Consider the following 19,557-nt stretch of genomic DNA (forward strand, 5'->3'; position numbering starts at 1 on the left):
GCGCCTTGTCTAGCGCGCGGGTAAGTGCCCGCCTGCCGGATGGTTCGACGCGAGGCGCGCGGGCGGTACGCCGCGTGCGTTGCGTTGCAATTGATCGAAGCCGACGATATAGCCCGCCAGCGCGCTCGCCGCGACGGTCGCCGGGCTGCCGAGCCACATCTGGCCGGGGCCCGAGCGTCCCGGGAAATTCCGATTCTGTGCGCTGATCACCACGTCGCTTGCCTTGCTCGACGCCCCGGGCCCCGCGTTCACGCAAGCGCCGCAACCGGGCGACAACAACGTGACACCCGCCGCTTCGAACACGCGGGTGTAGCCCTGCGACTCGCACCACGTGCGCACATCCTCACTGCCGTATTGCAGATAGAAGCGCACACCGTCGGCCACATGCATGCCGCGCGACAATCCCCAGGCGAGCACGTCGTGACAAGCGCGCAGATCGTCGCGCTTGCTGCCGGTGCACGAGCCGCCATAGGCAATGTCGATGCGCACGGGCGCAGCGAGCGTGTTGAGGGCGACACCGTTGCCCGGGTCGCCGGGACTGGCCACCATCGCACCCACACGTGCGCAGTCGATCTCGATGACATGGGCATACGACGCCTGCGCATCGTTCGTCATCCACGGGTCGAGCGCCATCGACAAACCACGCCGTTCGTTCAAATATCGAACTGTCTCGGCGTCGGGCACCACAAGACCCGTGAGTCCGCCGATCTCGGCCACCATGTTGGTCAGCGTAGCGCGCTCGTCCGTTGACAGATGCACCACCGCCTCGCCCGCAAACTCGATGATCTGGCCGATGGCACGGCCGTCGCGAATGTAGGGCAAATGCAGCGCATGCAGCGCGAGATCCTTGGCACCCACACCTGCCGGCAACTGCGAGCGAAGCTGCACAAGGCATGTGCCCGGCACGACCAGCCGTGCGTCGCCCGTGAGCCACGCATTCGCCATTTCGGTCGCGCCGACACCGAAGGCAAACGCGCCGATGGCACCGCAGTGCGGCGTGTGCGAATCGGTGCCGACAACCACCTGTCCGGGCAACGCATAGCGCTCCAGCATGATGGCGTGGCAAATACCTTCGGAGCCACCGCCCGGTATACGGCCGTGCAGACGCAATTGATGTTTCGCGCAGAAGTCGCGTTGCACCGCACCGAGTTGATGCGCCGCTTCAATCAGCGCTGGCGGACGGTTGCCGCCCGTCATTGCATCGAGATGCGTCAGATGATCTTCAAAGCAGAGAATCGACGCGGGATCGTGCAGCGACGGCGTATCGGTACCCGCCCCCTCGAACGCGTGATGCAGAAAACTCACGGCCATCGGCGTGACGTATTCGTGGGAAAAGCGCCAGTCGGCGGGCACGAAGACGGCGTCGCCCGCTCGCACACGCGCAACACCCAGCGCACGGGCGATGATCTTCTCGCCATACGTCATGGGGCCGGGCGCATGCGCGGGGCGCGGCGGCACGATCTCTCCTGCCAGCCGCCGCCGTGTATAGCCGAACAACCCGCCGCTGCGTACGATGGCCTCGCCGAGTGAGTCGCAATCCTCCAGAAACGCCTCGACGGGTATCTCTTCCCCCGCGAGCAGACGCTCGACAAGCGATTGATCGGTCGACGTCAGCAAGCCCAGGTTCTGGCAGTTCTGCGCGTAAATGCGCTCCAGACTGTCGGCAATCACGAGCCGGATGCCCGCGCACCATTCGGCGAACGGACTCGCTTCACGCGACGACCCTTTGCCGCGCCGCGTGCCGGAGACCGACAACGCAAAGCCGCCTGAACGCACCGATTTCGGCTTCACGGGGAAAATGCCCGCCGGATCGGCATCGCCATCACTGCATCGCAATCCGACATAAACGTAGTCGCCCAGCGTGTCGTCGAAGGTGAGACACGCCCACGCCGGGGTCATTTCGTCGGTGGAAATCTGGTCACGCAGGGTGCCGGCGTCGGCGCGCGTCAGATCCTCGCCCGCCAATTGCCGCGTCATGGCCTCGGCGCTGTCGCTCAACCAAAGCACACGTCCGGTCAGTCGCACAGTGGTTTGCATGTGATCGCTCCTGGAATGTTCCCGCATCGGGTCACCCGTTCGGATCGCAAGTTCCGTGCCCAAATCGGGCCTCGGAGACGTAGCGGCGGCTGAATTTCGAGGGCATGACGTCTAAACGCGCGTTCGTCAGGGGTACTGGCGATTCGCCTGCGTGGCAAAAGTGTTGGTCCAGGTGTCGCCGAGACGAATCTGCGCCGGCTTGACCTCCGGCGTGAACGACGCCAGCGCGCGCAACGCCGTAGCAGGACCATCGGCCGGCATCATGCCGTCGGGCGAAAACGCTTCGCGGCAGTTGGCGAAGGCCTTCAGATAAAGCGTCTTGTCCCCCAGCAAATAAGGTTCCGGCACGGTCTTGAGCAACTCGGCCGCCGATGCGTGTTGCAGCCACTTGTCGGCGCGCACGATGGCGTTGGCCAGCGCCTGTACGGTACGGGGGTTCTTCTGAATGAAACTCTGTGGCGCGTACATCACGGCCGCCGGCATCGGTCCGCCGAACATGGCACGGGTGCCCGCCTGCGTGCGCGTGTCGATGAGCACCTTGATGTCGCCCGACTCCTGAAGCAGCGTCATCATCGGATCGACGTTGGACACCGCGTCGACTTGCCCGCCGCGCGCCGCTGCCACCACGGTGGCATTGGTACCGACGCCGACGATGGACACGTCAGACGGCTTGAGTCCCGCCTTGGCAAGCGCTACGTTGACCAGCATGTGGGTGCTGGAGCCGGGGGCACTTACGCCGATGCGCATGCCCTTGAGATCCTTCACGGACTTGACGTCGTTGTTGTGGCTTTTCACGACGCCGAGTACCAGTTGGGGTGCGGCGCCAAGCACAACGAACGATTGATACGTCAGGCCCTTGGTCTGCATCAGCAAGGTATGTTCGAAGGCCCCGGTGCCGATGTCTGCACTGCCGCCCACGACGGCTTGCAAGGCTTTCGAGCCGCCCGAGAAATCGTCGATGGTGACGTCGAGCCCCTCGTCCTTGAAGTAGCCGAGTTGCTCGGCGATGGTCAGCGGCAGGTAATAGAGCCCGGGCTTGCCGCCCACGGCGATGGTGATCTTGGGTTTTTCCAGCGGCTGGGCAGGTGCGGCGCGCGCCGTACTGCTCAGGCTCAACGCTATGAGGCCAAGTGCCATCAGGGCAAGCACAAGCACCAGACGGCCCACTACATCGCGCACGCGGCGCGCTTCACTTTGTGTCATCGCGAGTCTCCTCCCGTGGGATCGGGACGCAGGCGCGCTCCGGCTCGTCGGCCAGAATCGCTATCGGCTCCCTGAGCATCCGCCGCCGGGGTGGCGGCGACAAGATGTGTTTCGGCATGCCAGACATCGCCGTTCACGATGCCTCCGTGCTCCCGCGCGCGCATAGATGATCCACCAGCATGCGCGACGCCACCGGCAATGCGTCGTAACGCCGTACGCACACGATCAACCGCCGTTGCGCCCAACTATCGGTGAGCGGCACCACGCGCAGCGCCTCGCCGTCCGGCACCTGCGAGTAGACGCCGACCGCCTCGCGCGGCGCCACGGCCATGCCGAGGTTGGCGCGCACCATGCGGCACACGGCCTCGAACGTCGATACGTGAATGCGGAATTTGACGGTCTTGCCCTGCTCGGCCGCGATGCGCCGCAGGACGGTGTACATGGCGCTGTCAGGATGCACGCCGATGTGGTCGAAATCGAGTGTCTCGGTGAAGGCCAACTGACTGGCATTGGCGAGCGAATGCTCCCGATGCAGCACGGCCACGATCTGGTCGTGGCGGTAGGGGAAGACTTCAACGTCGCGGGTGTCGACGGCGTCCCAGCAGATGCCAATGTCAGTCGCCCCTTCCGCCACGCCGCGCACCACCTGAGCGCTGGTGTGTTCTTCGAGATCGACCTTCACGCCCTCGTGGCGGCGCAGGAACGCGCCGAGTTCATCGGGCAGCGTCTCGACGATGGACGACACATTGGCAAAGATGCGAATGTGGCCGCGCACACCACTGGTGTATTCGGACAAGTCGCCCTGCATCTTCTCGAGGCTGCGCAGCACATTACGCGCGTGGTGAAGCAGCGCTTCGCCGGCCGGCGTGGCGCGCACCCCCCACTTGTGCCGTTGCAACAGCGCGGAGCCGACCAGCGACTCCAGATCGTTGATGCGCTTGCTGACCGCCGATGGGGCGATGAACTCGCGCTCGGCGGCGCGGGCAATGCTGCTCTCCTCGCAAACGGCAACGAACAGACGCAGCGATACCAGATCGATCCGCCAAAGCGCCATGCCAGTCTCCCGAAGGCACTGCATTGACAGCGATTGTGCGACGCAAGGGGTAAAAATGCCACTTCGATACCGCTTTCCCCCGGTTCGCCGGCACACGAAAACAACACTGCAGCCCCGTTGCGACGCCTTGCACTGACATGACGATTGCGGCGCGAAACGGTGAGTCGGGGGGATGGAAGGGACGGCAAGACGCCAGGTTGCGAGACTCCACCGGACGCCAAGCGTCCGTCTCGGTAAGCCGGTGCCGGTCCCTCCCAGGCGCCGCTAACGCATCGCTCCGGACACCAGAACGGCACTCCAGCCGCCGTCTGCCGTGTTGAACGATGCCTCAGGCGGCGGTGCCGACGCCATGGCCATGAACAGCCAACATTTGCAAATGACGATCGCAATCATTTTGTTGACGCTCAGTCTCCCCGGTAACGTTGCCGGGTCTGATTCGACTATAGTGCGGCGCTATCGCAGCGGCAACTGATAAACGTTTCAGTATTTTTCAAGCGCGCCGGGCGATCGCCCTTGCCAGCACCAGCACCGGCAGCAAGCCGACGGCCACGAGCGTGAGGGCCGGCACGGCGGCCTCGGCCAACCGTTCGTCGGCGGCCAGATGACTGGTGACCACGGCGAGCGTGTCCATATTGAAGGGACGCAACGCCAGCGTGGCGGGCAGCTCTTTCATGACGTCGACAAAGACGAGCAGCGCCGCCGTCAGCACGCTGCCGCGCAACAGCGGCAGATGCACGCGCCGCAGCATGGCCCAGCCGCCCACGCCGAGACTGCGTGAGCTGGCGTCGAGATTAGGGGAAATTCTGGCGAAGCCCGCATCCACGCTTTGCAAGGCGGCGGGCAGGAATCGCACGAGATAGGCATAGATCAGCACGCCGGCCGTGCCCGCCAGCACCAGACCGTCGGCACCGAGCAGGTCGCCGAGCCAGGTGTCCAGCCGCAGCACCGGTGTGAGGATACCGAGGGCGATCACCGCGCCCGGAATCGCATAGCCCACACCGACAAGGCGTACGGCCGCCCGTGTGGCGCGGCCCGGGGTCTGCCGCTGCGCATAGCCGAGCACGATCGCGAAGACGCTCGCCACCAACGCTGCCGCACCTGCGAGCCGCACGGTGTTGTAGACCCATTCCCCATAGCGCGACCACGGCACCTGATCGAGTTCGGAAACGGCCAGCCGAAGCATGATGACCGCCGGCAGAAGGAAGCCGATGATCAGCGGCAACACGCAGACGAGGGTGGCCAGCCAAGCGCGTCCGCCCCGAAGCACCGTGCGGCGCGCCGTGGTCGGTGCCCGGCCCGGCGCCCCGTAGTAGCGCAGGCGTGCGCGACCGCGCGCCTCCAGCATCAGCAGTACCAGCACGGCGGCCAGCAGACAGACCGAAAGTTGCGCGGCGGCAACGCGGTCGCCCATCGACAGCCACGCACGGTAAATGCCGGTCGTGAACGTGGGCACCCCGAAGTAGGCCACGGCGCCGTAGTCGGCGAGCGTCTCCATGAGGACGAGGGCCACGGCCGCCACCAGCGCCGGCCGCGCCAGCGGCAACGCCACGCGCCAGAACGCCTGCCACGGGGTGCAGCCCAACGTGCGGGCCGCTTCGAGGAATCGCTGGCTATGGTCGAGAAACGCCGTGCGTGCCAGCAAATAGACGTACGGATAGAACGCCCCGGCGAAGACCCACGCCGCGCCATACCACGAACGGATCTCGGGGAATGCGCTCAGGCGATCGACGCCCAATGCCCGACGCAGCGCCGTTTGCACCGGGCCGGAGAACTGGAGGAAGTCGGTATAGGCGTAGGCCGTGACGTAGGCCGGCATGGCGAGCGGCAGAATCAGCGCCCACGCCAGCACACGCCGCCCGGGGAACGCGTAGTGCACGACGAGCCACGCACTCGACACGCCCATCGCCAGCACGCCGACGGCCACGGCCAGCGAAATACGCAGCGAATTCAGCGCGTACTCGGGCAGGACCGTGTCGAGCATGTGCAGCAGGATGGCGCGCGTGTTGGCATCCCCCGCGCCCAGCGCGGCCACGATGCCGAACATCGGGACGAGGACCACCAGCGCCGGCAGCCACGCGGCAAGCAGCCATATCCATTTGCCGTGGCCCAGACGCAGACGCGCAACGCGCGGTGCGCTCGGGGCCGCGTCGACTTTTGCAGTTGATGCCGCAGCCGATGCCGCAGCCCCGTCAATCGAACGGTTCTCCCGTTCGGCAGTCGGCCCGTGGGTGCCTGGGGCAAGGTCGGAAGCGGCGCGCGGCGGGGGCGTCGAGGGCATCGGCAAATCGAATTCAGTGGGTCGGTTGACGGATCAATCGGAACGTATGGGACACGTGGCATGGCCTGCGCCGAGGTCGACGCCCGCCCCGTGAGGGAACCGGCAGACGTTCACCGGTCTAAACGTGCTGTAAATTATACGCATTCGCAATCGCATCTCTGACGCCCGGGTTGGCGGAAAGTGCCCAGCATGCATGGGGCGCGATTTCGGTTCGATGATTTGCCCGGAAGATTTGCCCCGACAATTTGCCCGGATAATTTGCCCAGATAATTGACGTCGCGGTCGTCTGTGCGTCTGTGTTGTTTTCCCTCTGAACCCCTCGCCCGTCATGTCTCTGCCCTACCTGCTGCTCGATCACATCACCGTCACGTACGACACCGCCGGCCACACCCACACGGCCGTGCGTGATCTGTCGCTGTCGCTCGCGCGCGGAGAAATTGGCTGCCTGCTCGGCCCGTCGGGCTGCGGCAAGACCACGGTGCTGCGCGCCGTGTGCGGTTTCGAGCCGCTGGGCGGCGGGCGTATCGTCCTCGACGGCCACGAAGTCGCCAATGCGCAGGCCAGCGAACCGCCGGAACGGCGGCACATCGGCGTGGTGTTTCAGGATTACGCGCTGTTCCCGCATCTGAACGTGGCCCAGAACATCGGTTTCGGGCTGGGACGCATCCCGCGCGTAGAACGGAATTCACGGGTGGAAGACCTCGCCGAGCGCGTCGGCCTTGCCGGGGCGTTGCGCAAGTATCCGCACGAACTCTCTGGCGGTCAGCAGCAACGTGTGGCGCTCGCCCGCGCGCTCGCCCCTTCGCCGGCCCTGCTGCTGCTCGACGAGCCATTCTCGAATCTGGATCTCGACTTGCGCGAACGCCTTGCCGTGGAAGTGCGCGAGATCATTCGCGCCAGTGGTGCCACGGCCATTCTCGTCACGCACGATCAGCACGAAGCCTTCGCCATGGCCGACCGGATCGGGGTGATGCACGCGGGCGCCATTGCGCAATGGTCACCGGCCCGTGAGTTGTGGCAGACACCCGCCAACCGCGTGGTGGCCGACTTTATCGGTCGCGGCACGCTGGTACCGGGGTCGTTTCGTCAGCATGTTGGGAAGGGGGAGCATGGCGAGGCTGGCAGCATCGCCCTCGAAATCGGGGAAATCGCCACCACGCCTGCGCTGGCGGCGCAGTTGCAGCGTTCGGCTTCGGGCGAAATGCCGTTTGCCGTCGATGTGCTGCTGCGGGCCGATGACATTACGCACGACCCGGCGAGCCCATTCGAAGCCACGCTCGTGCGGCGGGCGTTTCGCGGCGCCGATCAGCTCTACACCCTGCGGCTTGCTTCTGGCCACGAAATCATCGCCCGCGTCGATGGCGATCTGACCCATGAAACGGGGGAACGCGTGGGCCTGCGGCTCACGGTGCGGCACCCGGTGGCGTTTGCGGCGACCACTTCGGGGACACCGTCACCCGGAGGCTGGTAAAATCCGCCAAAACGGATGGACTTATGAAACAGTACCTCGACTTCATGCGCCATGTGCTCGACCATGGCACCGAAAAGACCGATCGCACCGGCACGGGCACGCGCTCGGTCTTCGGCTATCAGATGCGCTTCGACTTGCAGGCCGGGTTCCCGCTCGTCACGACCAAAAAGGTGCACACCAAGTCCATCGTGCACGAACTGCTGTGGTTCCTTCAGGGCAGCACGAACGTGCGTTACCTTCAGGAAAACGGTGTGTCGATCTGGAACGAATGGGCCGATGCGGACGGTGAGCTTGGCCCCGTCTACGGCGCGCAATGGCGCTCGTGGCCTACACCGGACGGCAGCCATATCGACCAGATCACCCAGTTGGTCGACCAGATTCGCAAGAACCCCGACTCGCGCCGCCTGATCGTCTCGGCGTGGAACGTGAGCGAGATTCCGCGCATGGCGCTGCCGCCCTGCCACGCGTTCTTCCAGTTCTATGTGGCGGACGGCAAGCTCTCGTGCCAGTTGTATCAGCGCAGCGCCGATATTTTCCTCGGCGTGCCGTTCAACATTGCGAGCTACGCGTTGCTCACGCACATGATGGCGCAGCAAACCGGGCTGGAAGTCGGCGACTTCATCTGGACCGGCGGCGACTGCCATCTGTACAACAATCACCTCGAACAGGTGCGCACGCAGCTCGCCCGTGAGCCGTTCCCGCTGCCGAAGCTCGAAATCTCGCGCAAGCCGGACTCCATCTTCGATTATCGCTACGAAGATTTTCATATCGTCGGATACGAAGCGCATCCGCATATCAAGGCACCGGTGGCCGTATGACTTTGTTGACACTGGTGGTCGCCCGCGCCGAGAACGGCGTGATCGGGCGCGACAATCAATTGCCGTGGCGCCTGCCGGAAGACCTCGCGCACTTCAAACGCACCACGCTCGGCAAGCCGGTCGTGATGGGCCGCAAGACGTACGATTCGATCGGCCGTCCGCTGCCGGGACGCCGCAACATCGTGGTGTCGCGCAATGCCGACCTGAAGATCGAGGGGTGTGAGGTCGCAAGCTCGCTGATCGACGCCATGCGGTTGTGCGTCGGTGCGGAAGAGATCTGCCTGATTGGCGGCGCGCAGTTGTACGCCGAGGCGCTGCCGAGCGCCGACAAGGTGATCGTCACGGAAATTGCGAAGGCATTCGACGGTGACGCGCACTTCCCGGCGCTGGCCACCGGGCAATGGCGTGAGACGGCGCGTGAAACGCACCACTCACCGGCACCGAACGACTTCAACTACGCGTTCGTGACTTACGAGCGGATTTGACGCGGGCGTTGGTGCCTGTGCCACTCACCTCATCGCTTTATCGCTTCACTGCTTCATCGCCCCATTCAGCCATCACGCGCTAAGGTTGCCGCGCTGCGCGTCGATGGCTGGGCTGGCGGCACTTCCCTCGCCCCCTGAATTCCCTGCATTTCCTGCATTGCCCGCGCTGTCGTCAATGCGCACCCCCATATGAATGCGGTCGCGCCCAAGACGTTTTGCCGCATAGAGCGCCCCGTCGGCCTGAGCGATCAGCCGCTCCGGCGTGTCGCTCGCGTCGTTCGCTTTCGGCACGTGGGTCGCGCAACCGACACTCACGGTCACGTAGCCGAGCGGGCCGGGGCCGGGCCGTGCGAGCGCGCGGACGCTTTCTGTCACGCGCGTTGCCACGAACTGCGCACCGTTCACATCGGTGTCCGGCAACACGATCACGAACTCTTCGCCGCCGTAGCGCGCCACCAGATCGGTCGGGCGATGCGTTGCCCGCATGAGTGCCACGGCCACGTTCTCCAGACACTCGTCGCCCACCGGGTGACCGTACAGATCGTTGTATTTCTTGAAGTGATCGACGTCGACCATCAGTAGCGACAACGGCCGCGCCGTACGGCGGGCCAATTCGAAATCATGCGGAAACCGTTCGTTGAAATACCGACGGTTGAAGATGCCGGTCAGCGCGTCTCGATTGCTGTACTCGATCAGGCGCAGGTGTGCGCGCGTCAACTCGCGATAGAGCCGCGTCACTTCCCACACCAATACACAAACGAGCAGCCCCGGTGCCGACATGCTGAACAAGCGCGCCAGATACCAGCCGAGCGAAAAGCGCACCGTGCTCATCAGGCTGAGGAGCGTATCGGTCACGCAGGCGAGTACGGCAAGCGCTACCCATACGTCGAGCACCGTGCGCAAGCGCCCCAGCGACAGCACGCCACCGAGCGCCGCCAGATTCAGCAGCAACAAGACGAACGCCGCACCGCTATCGGAGAAATCACCGGGGGCGGTCGCCGGCGCCAGCGCTGGTGGCAGCGGTACCGCAAGCGCCGTCAGGCACAACAGCGCGGCCACGATGAGCGGCAAGCCGACGAACATCCATGTCGCCCGCCCCGGCGGCGGCAACTGCGTAATCGATTGCGGAGTGAACATACGCCGCGAGACCATCGCGACAAGCACCATGATGGGGAAACCGGCGTGCCAGAACACCCAGATCCAGCCGGACGTGCTTGGGCGGGCGCCGAACAGGCCCTGCGGAGAAAACAGCCCCGGATACGTCAGCAACTGCATGGCCACGGTGAGAGCGGCGAAGGCGTAGGCCCCTGCCAACAGTCCGTAGACCGGCAAGCGGCTGACTTGGAATTGTGCGGCGAGGAGAAACGAGACGATCGTAGCCGTCGTGAAAACGGTCAGCCCGCACATCGGCAGGAACGGCGCCACAGCCGGCAACGGCGACGTCGCCTGCGGGGCAGCAAGCACGAGCGCGCAGAGAATGATGAGCGCCAGACAGCCAGCGAACGCTAGTTGCGCACGCGACGCACGCTCCATGAGAAAGCCGTCCATGAATGTCCTTTCTGCCCGTTTTCACGCAGCATGCACCAATTCCGGTTGACTGCCAATCGGCACACAGGCAATCGCCTTTCCTTGCCCTTCACAGCGCGAAACCCGAACCTTTACGTTGGCCGATGTCACCGCTGACGGGGTCATTCAATAGGAAAACGGCATCGACAGGAGGTGATTTACACCCACCGTCGATGCCGCTGACGTGGCCATCCAACCGACGACGAGGGATCGACGTCACATCGGTGCCACCCGAGCATGGAGCGCCACGCAAACGCGCCGTCTCCCCTGCCCCGTCGCATCAACCGCCCAGATACGCCTCCAGCACACGTGGGTTATTGAGCAGGTTGCGGCCAGTGTCGTCGAGCACGACCTTGCCGGTTTCGAGCACATAGCCGTGTTGCGCGATCTTCAACGCCTGGCGCACGTTCTGCTCCACGAGGAAGATCGTCAGCCCGTCGGCGTTGATTTCCTTGAGCGTGTTGAAAATGCCCTGCACGATGATCGGCGCCAGCCCCATCGACGGCTCGTCGAGCAGCAGCAAACGCGGACGCGCCATCAACGCACGGCCGATCGCCAGCATCTGCTGCTCGCCGCCCGACAAGTTGCCGGCCATCTGCTCAAGACGCTCCGAAAGACGCGGGAATCGCTCCAGTACCTTGTCGAAATCCGCCTTGATGTTCTGCCGGTCGCGGCGCGTGTACGCCCCGAGTTCGAGGTTCTCGCGCACCGACATCGTCGTGAGCGTGGCGCGGCCTTCGGCCACCTGCACCAGCCCGCGCTGCACGATCTTGTTCGGGGCCAGACCACCAATGTCCTCGCCTTCGAACAGAATCGTGCCACCTTGCTTCTTGATCAGACCGGACAGCGCGAGCAATGTCGTCGACTTACCCGCCCCGTTGGCCCCCACGAGCGAGGTGATCTCGTGTTCCCGCAACGAGAAATCGACGCCCTTCACGGCCTCGATGTGCCCATAGCCCACCTTCAGGCCCTTCACTTCGAGCAATGCGCTCATGCCTTGTCCTCCCCGCTGGCTGCGAGTGCGGCGATATCTTCATCGTCATCGCGGCCCAGATAAGCCTCGATCACCTGCGGGTTGTTCTTGATCTCGTCCGGGTTGCCTTCGGCGATGATGCGGCCGAAGTTCAGCACCGCGATACGCTCGCACAGGCCCATCACGAAACGCATGTCGTGCTCGATCATGAAGATCGTGTAACCGCGCGCCTTGATGTTCTCGATCTCGCTCATGAGATCGACCTTCTCACCCGTGTTCATGCCGGCTACCGGCTCGTCGAGCAGCAACAGCTTCGGCTCGGTGGCCAGCGCTCGGGCAAGTTCGAGCTTGCGCTGATCGCCGTAAGAGAGGTTGTCGGCGATGTCGTACGCCTTGTGATCGAGCTTCACCCACGAGAGCAACTCGTGCGCACGTTCACGCGAGCGCTTCTCCATGTCGCGAAAACCCGGCAGCGAGAGCAGCAACCCGGCCGGTCCGTACGTGAGATGGCGATGCATCCCCACCACCACGTTCTCGATCAGCGTCATCTCCTTGAAGATGCGGATGTTCTGGAACGTTCGGGCAATGCCGCGCTGCGTAATCTTGTGCGGCTTCTGCCCCACCAGACTCTCGCCGTTGAACGTGATGCTGCCGCCAGTCGGCTGCAACAGGCCGGTGATCAGGTTGAACACCGTCGTCTTGCCGGCGCCGTTCGGTCCGATCAAACCGAAGATAGTGCCCTGCGGCACCTCGATATTCACGTCCTGCAACACGTGCAGGCCGCCGAATCGCTTGGAAATATTAGTCAGCTTGAGCATGTCGTATCCCCTGTCCGCTTACGTGGAAGAGGCCGAACGCGTCTTGCCGGCACGGAACCACCGGCGAAAACGTGTCGGGTCCCAGATGCCCTTGGGCAGGAACAACACGATCAGCACCAGAATCAGCCCGTTGACCACAAGACGGAAATCGTTGAACGCGCGCAGCATCTCCGGCAACAGCGTCAGGATCGTGCTGCCGAGCACCGGGCCCACGAGACCGTTGATACCGCCGAGAATCGCCATCGTCAGAATCTCCACGCCGCGATCGAAGCCGTACTCGTTCGGGCCGATGAAGAACGTCAGATGCGCATTGAGTGCACCGGCCAGACCTGCCAGCACGGCGCCCAGCACGAACGCCAGCATCTTGTAGCCGGTGACGTTGATGCCCATGAGGCCCGCCGCCGTCTCGTCTTCCTTGATGGCTTCGAACGCACGGCCGATCTTGGAGCGGCGCAGGCGCCACAGCACGGCCAGCGTAATCACCACGGCCCCAGCCACGTGCCACCACTGCGTGAGTTGCGGAATGCCGTTCAGGCCGAGTGCACCGCCCGTCAGGTCTTCAGTGTTCAGGATCAGCACGCGCACGACTTCGCCGAAGCCGAGCGTGGCCATCGCCAGATACACGCCCGACAGGCGCAGCGTCGGCTTGCCGATGATGAACGCGACGAGTGCCGGTGCCGCCATGCCACCCGCGAGCGACACCGCAAACGGCATCTCGTAGTTCATCGTCAACAGTGCCGCCGTGTAAGCGCCAATGCCCATGAACGCCGCATTGGCCATCGCGAGCATGCCGCACGAGAGCGTGAGGTAAATCGACAGCGCCAGCAGCGCATTGGTGCCCAACGTCAGCACCAAATTGCTGTACACCGCCCAGAAATTATTGAACCAGTCCATTGCGCCCCCGTAATTACGCTTTGCGTTCGAGCACTTTGCCGAACAACCCCTGCGGACGCACCAACAGGATCAGGAACAACAAGCCGAACGCCACGGCGTCGCGCATGTTCGAGCCGATATAGGCCACCGACATCACCTCGGCAAACCCGAGGAACAGGCCGCCGATCATCGCGCCGCGAATGTCGCCCATGCCGCCCAGAATGATCACCGCGATGCCCTTGTGCAGCATCGGCTGGCCCATCAGCGGGAACACCGCGTTCGAGTACAGCCCGATCAGCACGCCGGCCATACCGCCCAGTCCGGCCGCCGCAAACGACGTCGCGAGGAACAGGCCTTCGACGTTGATGCCCAGCAGGTAGGCGGCCTTCGGCGACTCGGCAATCGCGCGCAATGCGCGGCCCAGTTGCGTCTTCTTGATCGTGGTGATGAGCAGCGCCATCAGTGCGAACGAGACGAAGATGATCACCAGTTCCAGCACGGTCATGTGGACGCCGGCCACCGTAAGGGTGTCTTGCGGGACCAATTCGTACGGGAAGCGCAGATTCTCTGCACCGAAGATGCCCTGAATACCGTTGTTGAGCAGAATGCCCACGCCGATGGTGGCGATCATCGGAATCAGGTGAGGCGCACCGCGCTTGCGCAGCGGCTTGAGCACGAGCACGTCGATGAGCAGCCCGAGCAGACCGCTGACGATCACCGCCGTGATGATGGCCGCCCACAGCGGCAGATGCAGACGTGCGACAGCCTGAAGGGCGGCATACGCGCCGACCATGAAGACCGCGCCGTGCGAGAGATTGATGACGCCGAGAATGCCGAACACGAGTGTGAACCCGAGCGCGAACAAGGCGTACACGCACCCGAGGGAGAGCGCGTTGACGAGTTGCTGTTCCAGCATGGTGTGTATTCCAGCCTGAGGGACGAAGACGCGTGCCGAGAGGGGGCGCGGCATGCGCCAGAAACGCCGATGGGCGTAGCGCCTTTCAGCCCTACGCCCATGCGGACTTCTTCAAGTACTGCCGGGCTGCTTACTTCTCGATGACGTACTTGCTGCCCTTCGTCACGCTGACGATCGGCGCTTGTTTTGCGTCATAGCCAGCCGGCTTGCCGTTCTTGCCCATTGCCTGACGGAACGCGAAAGCACCGGTCGCACCTTCGTGCGTCACGCTCGGCAGCGCGTCGCGCAGTGCCTTGCGGTCGGCGTCCAGGTTGCCCGAGATCTTCACGTTCTTGAGCGCGCCAGCGGCGATGTACATGGCGTCGTAGGCTTGCGCGGCGAACTGGTCCGGCGACACCGAGTACTTGGCCTTGTAGGCCGCGATGAACTTGGTGTTGGCCGGCGTGTTGTTCTCGATCGACCACGGGCTACCCACCCACAGGCCATCCGAGCTGCCCTTGGCCAGGTCGAACACCTTGACCGAGTTCATGCCGTTGCCGCCGATGAACGGCACGTTGATACCCAGTTGACGGGCTTGCACCATGATCGGCGCGCCTTCGGCGATCAGTGCCGACAGCACGATGGCGTCCGGGTTGCTGGCCTTGATCTTCGTGAGCTGTGCCTTGAAGTCCACGTCGCCCTTGGCGAACGTCTCGGTCGTCGTGACCGGGATCTTCAGGTCTTCCAGCGCCTTCTTGAAGTTGTCGTAGCCGCTCTTCGTGAACACATCGTCGTTGCCGTACAGCACTGCGACCTTCTTGATGCCCGTGTGCTTGGCCGCGACCTTGATGGTCTCCGGCAGCACGTCGGCTTCGGTCACCGAGTTACGGAAGATGAAATCGCCGATCGACGTGATGCCGTCAGCCGTGTTCGACGTGCCAAAGGCGACCGTCTTGCCGGCTTGTGCGATCGGGTCGGCAGCCTGTGCCGAGTTCGACAGCGTGGGGCCGAACACCATCAGCACCTTGTCCTGGAAGATCAGCTTCTTGAAAACGTTGATCGCTTCTTCCTTCTTGCCTTGCTCGTCTTCGACTTGCAGTACAAGTTTGTTGCCATTGACGCCGCCGGCGGCATTGATCTCGTCAGCCGCGAGCTGGAAACCGTTCTTGATGGCCGCGCCATATTGCGCAGCGCCGCCCGACAGTGCTTCGGCCACGCCGATCTTCAGATCGGCTGCGTGGGCCGCAGCCACCATCCCCGTGGCGACAAGTGCAGCCAGCAACTTGGTCATAGTGCTTTTCATGAGTGCTCTTCCTCCAATACCTAGTCTCTAGTTATGAGAAGGCGCGCCTTGTGAGCGCGCCCATTACCCTAACTACCGTATTCGTTCTTAAACCGTGGCTTAAGAAAACCCCTAAGGATAACGCAAAATAACGCAATCTATCGCGAACGGACACGGCAATTGGGTTTTTGCCCCGCCCTGGCGCATAAATGCAACGCGTTTGTGGCGCCAGAATGAGATTTCGCAGCATCAATGACCGGCAATGGTCATTTGTTCAATCAGGATTGACCCCACCTCTTTGGTGCCACGCACGAGCGTGTCGGCACCGATGGCGACGATCTGGCGGAACATGTCGTTCAGGTTGCCGGCCAGCGTGATTTCTTCCACCGGATACTGGATTTCGCCGTTCTCGACCCAGAAACCCGACGCGCCGCGCGAATAATCGCCCGTCACGTAGTTCACGCCCTGCCCCATCAGTTCCGTGACCAGCAGGCCCGTACCGAGCTTGCGGAGCATGGCGCGGAAGTCGTCGGTCGGCGCGGTCAGCTTGCTATACATGCGCAGGTTGTGCGAACCGCCGGCATTACCGGTCGTCTGCATGCCGAGCTTGCGTGCCGAGTACGTCGAGAGGAAGTAACCCTGCACCACACCGTCGGTGACCACGTCGCGGGCCCGGGTCTTCACGCCCTCTTCGTCATACGGGGCGCTGCCCATCGCTCGCGGCACGTGCGGGTCTTCGTGAATGCCCACGTGATCGGCAAACACCGGCTTGCCCAACGTGTCGACGAGGAACGTGGCCTTGCGATACAACGCGCCACCGCTCACGCCCTGCACGAAGGCGCCCAGCAGGCCGGCGGCGAGCGGTGCCTCGAACAGCACAGCGCATTTGCGGGTCGAGAGCTTGCGGGCATGCAGACGTGCCAGCGCACGCTCGGCGGCGTAACGGCCCACGGCCTCCGGCGACGCCAGATCTTCAGCGGCGCGCTTGGACGTGTACCAGTCGTCACGTTGCATGTGGCTGCCGGAGCCCGCAATCGGCGAGACCGACAGGTAGTGACGCGAATACGGGTAGCCCGACAGGAAGCCGCGCGTGGTACCGAGCAGGAACTGGGAATGCTGGGCCGAAACGCTCGCCCCTTCCGAATTGCGGATGAGGGGGCTCACGTCGAGCGCGCTCTTTTCCGCGCGGCGGGCGAGTTCGACGGCGTCGTCGGCCGTGATGCGCCACGGGTGGAAGAGCGACAGGTCCTGCGGGTTCGTCTCGAGCAGTTCTGCCTCGGCGAGGCCCGCACAGTCGTCTTCTGCGGTAAATCGGGCGATATTGAAAGCGGCGTCGACCGTGTCGTGCAGCGCCTTGCGCGAGAAGTCCGAGGTGCTGGCGTTGCCACGGCGCTGGCCGATGAACACCGACACGCCGACGAGCTTGTCGCGGTTGCGCTCGATGGTCTCGACCTTGCCGCGCCGCACCGAGACCGACAGGCCGTCGCCCTCGGAAATCTCGGCGGCCGCGTCGGTAGCGCCTAGCGAACGGGCGTATTGCAGTACGTCGCTGACGATTTCCTTGAGTTGATCCTGGGTATGCGTGAAGTGCTGGGTCGCTTGGGACATCGGCGCGATTAGGTCAGTGGCTGAATAGGAACCGCCATCTTAGCGCGACTTCCGTACCGTCGTACGAGGGGGTTGCAACTATTTGGACGGCGTGAGCCGCGTTACAATAGCGCCCATGACGCACAATCACCGCAATAACCAACCCGCCGAGTCCGAACTTCTCTACGAAGGTCCGAGTAAATCCCAGCGCAAGCGCGAGTCGCACGCGTTGCAGGATCTTGGCGCAGAACTGGTCAACCTGTCCAAAGACGCGCTGGCGCGCGTCCCCATGTCCGAAAAACTCGATCAGGCCGTGCGCGACTGCCGCAAGATCACTGCCCACGAGGGCCGCCGCCGTCAGATGCAGTACGTCGGCAAGGTCATGCGCTCGCTCGATGAGTCGGAAGTCGACGCCATCCAGCGCGCTCTCGACGTGATCAACGGCGTGTCGAAAGCCGAAACCGCCAAGCTGCACGCCCTTGAGCGCTGGCGCGATCGCCTGCTCGCCAAGGACGAGGCACTGACGGAACTGCTCGCGCAGCACCCGGACGTCGATGGTCAGCACCTTCGCACGCTCATTCGCAATGCCCGCCGCGAGCAAGCCGCACAAAAGCCGCCCAAGGCCTTCCGCGAGCTCTTTCAAGCGCTCAAGGACTTGCTGGCCAACAGCGCGGACAGCAGCGACAAGTCGGACGACGCCGATGACGATCTGCCGGAATTCCCGGTGCGTGAGGACGATCGATGATCGCGCGCGCGCATCCGGATGAGCTGCGCGTCGGGCTGGTCTCGGTCAGCGACCGCGCCAGTCAGGGCACGTATGAAGATCAGGGCATTCCGGCCTTGCAGGCCTGGCTCGGCAGTGCCCTCAAGTCGCCTTGGGTGGCCGAGACTCGCCTGATTCCCGATGACGCGGATGGCATCACCGCCACATTGATCGAACTCATCGACACGATGCAGTGCGATCTGGTGCTCACCACCGGTGGCACCGGCCCGGCACGACGCGACGTGACGCCTGAAGCGACGCTGCGCGCCGGTACGAAAGAGATGCCGGGCTTTGGCGAGCAGATGCGCCAGATCAGCCTGCGCTTCGTGCCGACCGCGATTCTGTCACGTCAGGTCGCCGTGATCCGCGAAACGCCGGCCCACGCGGCGCTCATCATCAATTTGCCGGGTCAGCCGAAGTCGATCAAAGAGACGCTGGAAGGTCTGCGCGATGCCGACGGCAAATCGATCGTGCCGGGCATCTTCGCTGCCGTGCCGTATTGCATCGACCTGATCGGCGGGCCGTATATCGAAACCGATGAGGCCGTTTGCAAGGCGTTTCGCCCGAAAACCGCGATTCGCGCGCCGAAGCCGGCCTGAGTCGGCCTGAGTCGGCGTGGTGCTGCAACCGGTTCTCCTCACCGCTCCCACGTACAACACAATGAAAAACGCCAGCATTACGCTGGCGTTTTCGTTTGGCCGGGTGGATCAGCCGGACGCTGAGACTGCCGCGACGGATGCGGCAGATGCCGCAGATGCCGCATCAAGCCGCAGCGTCGCTACCGGGCACCGTCGTCTTCAGGAAGTGCTCGCGGTAGTACACGAGTTCATCGATCGATTCATGAATGTCGGCCAGCGCGGTATGCGCCGCGCGCTTGCTGAAACCCTTGTAGACCGTGGGCTCCCAGCGGCGGCACAGCTCCTTGAGCGTGCTGACGTCGAGATTGCGGTAGTGGAAAAAGGCTTCCAGCTTCGGCATGTAACGCGCCATGAAGCGGCGATCCTGACAGATCGAATTGCCACACATCGGCGACTTGTTGGGTGGCACGTACTGCGACAGGAACTCGATCAATTGCAATTCTGCCGAAGCTTCATCGATCGGCGACGCCTTGACGCGGTCGATCAGCCCCGAGCGGCCGTGGGTGCCCTTGTTCCAGTCATCCATACCGTCGAGCACGGCGTCGGACTGATGGATCGCGAAAACGGGGCCTTCGATGCGACGCGTCAGTGCCGAATCGGTGACAACGACGGCCACTTCGATGATACGGTCGCTATCCGGCTGCAAACCGGTCATTTCCATATCGAGCCAGACCAGATTGAACTCGGCACGCGCGAGCGTCTTTTCGCCTTCGGCAGATGCGGAATTTTGGGACGGAATGGCAGACATGATCGGAAGACTCTTTAAAACGCGTCGGTCGGCGACCGGTAAGGCGCCTGGCCGGTCGAAAGAACTTA

General features: G+C 63.7%; 17 protein-coding genes. 5 read left to right on the forward strand and 12 right to left on the reverse strand.

Features of this window, described 5'->3' with window-relative positions; genetic code table 11:
• Positions 1–9: 9 nt before the first annotated feature.
• From AT302_RS17105 to AT302_RS17120, 4 genes are all read right to left on the reverse strand, one after another.
• Positions 10–2,037 (reverse strand): aconitase family protein, encoded by a 2,028-nt coding sequence (locus AT302_RS17105; protein WP_058379460.1) that lies wholly within the window; start codon positions 2,035–2,037, stop codon positions 10–12.
• Positions 2,038–2,163: 126 nt separating this feature from the next.
• Positions 2,164–3,240, reverse strand: a complete 1,077-nt coding sequence (locus AT302_RS17110) for an ABC transporter substrate-binding protein (RefSeq protein ID WP_084656288.1) — start codon at positions 3,238–3,240, stop codon at positions 2,164–2,166.
• Positions 3,241–3,373: 133 nt separating this feature from the next.
• Positions 3,374–4,294, reverse strand: a complete 921-nt coding sequence (locus AT302_RS17115; RefSeq protein WP_058379461.1) for a LysR substrate-binding domain-containing protein — start codon at positions 4,292–4,294, stop codon at positions 3,374–3,376.
• A 490-nt stretch (positions 4,295–4,784) separates the two neighbouring features.
• Positions 4,785–6,572, reverse strand: coding sequence for an ABC transporter permease (locus tag AT302_RS17120; RefSeq protein ID WP_084656289.1), 1,788 nt, complete (start codon positions 6,570–6,572; stop codon positions 4,785–4,787).
• 328 nt (positions 6,573–6,900) lie between these two features.
• Here AT302_RS17120 and AT302_RS17125 point away from each other — a divergent pair, with 328 nt between their 5' ends.
• The 3 genes from AT302_RS17125 to AT302_RS17135 are packed head-to-tail and all read left to right on the forward strand — an operon-like array spanning position 6,901 to position 9,346.
• Complete coding sequence (locus AT302_RS17125; RefSeq protein WP_058379462.1) at positions 6,901–8,043, forward strand: ABC transporter ATP-binding protein; 1,143 nt, start codon at positions 6,901–6,903, stop codon at positions 8,041–8,043.
• 23 nt (positions 8,044–8,066) lie between these two features.
• A complete protein-coding gene (locus AT302_RS17130; protein ID WP_058379463.1) occupies positions 8,067–8,861 on the forward strand; it encodes a thymidylate synthase in 795 nt (264 codons plus the stop codon).
• Complete coding sequence (locus AT302_RS17135) at positions 8,858–9,346, forward strand: dihydrofolate reductase (protein WP_058379464.1); 489 nt, start codon at positions 8,858–8,860, stop codon at positions 9,344–9,346. Before AT302_RS17130 ends, AT302_RS17135 begins: the two co-directional genes overlap by 4 nt.
• Positions 9,347–9,418: 72 nt before the next feature.
• Here the strand turns inward: AT302_RS17135 and AT302_RS17140 are convergent, their stop codons facing one another.
• The 7 genes from AT302_RS17140 to pmbA all read right to left on the reverse strand — a co-directional run bounded on the left by AT302_RS17140 (position 9,419) and on the right by pmbA (position 17,361).
• Positions 9,419–10,894, reverse strand: a complete 1,476-nt coding sequence (locus AT302_RS17140; RefSeq protein ID WP_084656290.1) for a sensor domain-containing diguanylate cyclase — start codon at positions 10,892–10,894, stop codon at positions 9,419–9,421.
• 298 nt (positions 10,895–11,192) lie between these two features.
• Positions 11,193–11,906 carry an ABC transporter ATP-binding protein gene (locus tag AT302_RS17145; RefSeq protein WP_058379465.1) on the reverse strand — a complete coding sequence of 238 codons (714 nt, stop codon included), beginning with the start codon at positions 11,904–11,906 and terminating at the stop codon, positions 11,193–11,195.
• Positions 11,903–12,703 (reverse strand): ABC transporter ATP-binding protein, encoded by an 801-nt coding sequence (locus AT302_RS17150; RefSeq protein WP_058379466.1) that lies wholly within the window; start codon positions 12,701–12,703, stop codon positions 11,903–11,905. Before AT302_RS17150 ends, AT302_RS17145 begins: the two co-directional genes overlap by 4 nt.
• An 18-nt stretch (positions 12,704–12,721) precedes the next feature.
• Positions 12,722–13,597 carry a branched-chain amino acid ABC transporter permease gene (locus AT302_RS17155; RefSeq protein WP_058379467.1) on the reverse strand — a complete coding sequence of 292 codons (876 nt, stop codon included), beginning with the start codon at positions 13,595–13,597 and terminating at the stop codon, positions 12,722–12,724.
• Between the two features lie 13 nt (positions 13,598–13,610).
• Positions 13,611–14,492, reverse strand: a complete 882-nt coding sequence (locus AT302_RS17160; RefSeq protein ID WP_058379468.1) for a branched-chain amino acid ABC transporter permease — start codon at positions 14,490–14,492, stop codon at positions 13,611–13,613.
• A 130-nt stretch (positions 14,493–14,622) separates the two neighbouring features.
• A complete protein-coding gene (locus AT302_RS17165; protein WP_058379469.1) occupies positions 14,623–15,774 on the reverse strand; it encodes an ABC transporter substrate-binding protein in 1,152 nt (383 codons plus the stop codon).
• Between the two features lie 228 nt (positions 15,775–16,002).
• Positions 16,003–17,361 carry a metalloprotease PmbA gene (pmbA, locus tag AT302_RS17170; RefSeq protein WP_084656291.1) on the reverse strand — a complete coding sequence of 453 codons (1,359 nt, stop codon included), beginning with the start codon at positions 17,359–17,361 and terminating at the stop codon, positions 16,003–16,005.
• Between the two features lie 115 nt (positions 17,362–17,476).
• Between pmbA and yjgA the strand changes: the two genes are divergently transcribed.
• Positions 17,477–18,085: a ribosome biogenesis factor YjgA gene (gene yjgA, locus AT302_RS17175; RefSeq protein ID WP_058379471.1), complete on the forward strand. Its 609-nt coding sequence runs from the start codon at positions 17,477–17,479 to the stop codon at positions 18,083–18,085.
• Positions 18,082–18,702 (forward strand): molybdopterin adenylyltransferase, encoded by a 621-nt coding sequence (mog, locus tag AT302_RS17180; protein WP_058379472.1) that lies wholly within the window; start codon positions 18,082–18,084, stop codon positions 18,700–18,702. Before yjgA ends, mog begins: the two co-directional genes overlap by 4 nt.
• A gap of 163 nt (positions 18,703–18,865) precedes the next feature.
• On the opposite strand, the gene orn is transcribed toward mog, so the two are convergent.
• On the reverse strand, positions 18,866–19,489 hold the full coding sequence (orn, locus tag AT302_RS17185; RefSeq protein ID WP_058379473.1) for an oligoribonuclease: 624 nt from the start codon (positions 19,487–19,489) through the stop codon (positions 18,866–18,868).
• Positions 19,490–19,557: the final 68 nt, after the last annotated feature.

The sequence above is a fragment of the Pandoraea norimbergensis genome (assembly GCF_001465545.3).
GTDB classification, from domain to species: Bacteria; Pseudomonadota; Gammaproteobacteria; order Burkholderiales; family Burkholderiaceae; genus Pandoraea; species Pandoraea norimbergensis.

Excerpts from the sequence above, each read along its gene's own strand:
- AT302_RS17105 (WP_058379460.1), bottom strand. The coding sequence starts at position 2,037 with ATGCAAACCACTGTGCGACTGACCGGACGTGTGCTTTGGTTGAGCGAC.
- AT302_RS17110 (WP_084656288.1), bottom strand. The coding sequence starts at position 3,240 with ATGACACAAAGTGAAGCGCGCCGCGTGCGCGATGTAGTGGGCCGTCTG.
- AT302_RS17115 (WP_058379461.1), bottom strand. The coding sequence starts at position 4,294 with ATGGCGCTTTGGCGGATCGATCTGGTATCGCTGCGTCTGTTCGTTGCC.
- AT302_RS17120 (WP_084656289.1), bottom strand. The coding sequence starts at position 6,572 with ATGCCCTCGACGCCCCCGCCGCGCGCCGCTTCCGACCTTGCCCCAGGC.
- AT302_RS17125 (WP_058379462.1), top strand. The coding sequence starts at position 6,901 with ATGTCTCTGCCCTACCTGCTGCTCGATCACATCACCGTCACGTACGAC.
- AT302_RS17130 (WP_058379463.1), top strand. The coding sequence starts at position 8,067 with ATGAAACAGTACCTCGACTTCATGCGCCATGTGCTCGACCATGGCACC.
- AT302_RS17135 (WP_058379464.1), top strand. The coding sequence starts at position 8,858 with ATGACTTTGTTGACACTGGTGGTCGCCCGCGCCGAGAACGGCGTGATC.
- AT302_RS17140 (WP_084656290.1), bottom strand. The coding sequence starts at position 10,894 with ATGGACGGCTTTCTCATGGAGCGTGCGTCGCGTGCGCAACTAGCGTTC.
- AT302_RS17145 (WP_058379465.1), bottom strand. The coding sequence starts at position 11,906 with ATGAGCGCATTGCTCGAAGTGAAGGGCCTGAAGGTGGGCTATGGGCAC.
- AT302_RS17150 (WP_058379466.1), bottom strand. The coding sequence starts at position 12,703 with ATGCTCAAGCTGACTAATATTTCCAAGCGATTCGGCGGCCTGCACGTG.
- AT302_RS17155 (WP_058379467.1), bottom strand. The coding sequence starts at position 13,597 with ATGGACTGGTTCAATAATTTCTGGGCGGTGTACAGCAATTTGGTGCTG.
- AT302_RS17160 (WP_058379468.1), bottom strand. The coding sequence starts at position 14,492 with ATGCTGGAACAGCAACTCGTCAACGCGCTCTCCCTCGGGTGCGTGTAC.
- AT302_RS17165 (WP_058379469.1), bottom strand. The coding sequence starts at position 15,774 with ATGAAAAGCACTATGACCAAGTTGCTGGCTGCACTTGTCGCCACGGGG.
- pmbA (WP_084656291.1), bottom strand. The coding sequence starts at position 17,361 with ATGTCCCAAGCGACCCAGCACTTCACGCATACCCAGGATCAACTCAAG.
- yjgA (WP_058379471.1), top strand. The coding sequence starts at position 17,477 with ATGACGCACAATCACCGCAATAACCAACCCGCCGAGTCCGAACTTCTC.
- mog (WP_058379472.1), top strand. The coding sequence starts at position 18,082 with ATGATCGCGCGCGCGCATCCGGATGAGCTGCGCGTCGGGCTGGTCTCG.
- orn (WP_058379473.1), bottom strand. The coding sequence starts at position 19,489 with ATGTCTGCCATTCCGTCCCAAAATTCCGCATCTGCCGAAGGCGAAAAG.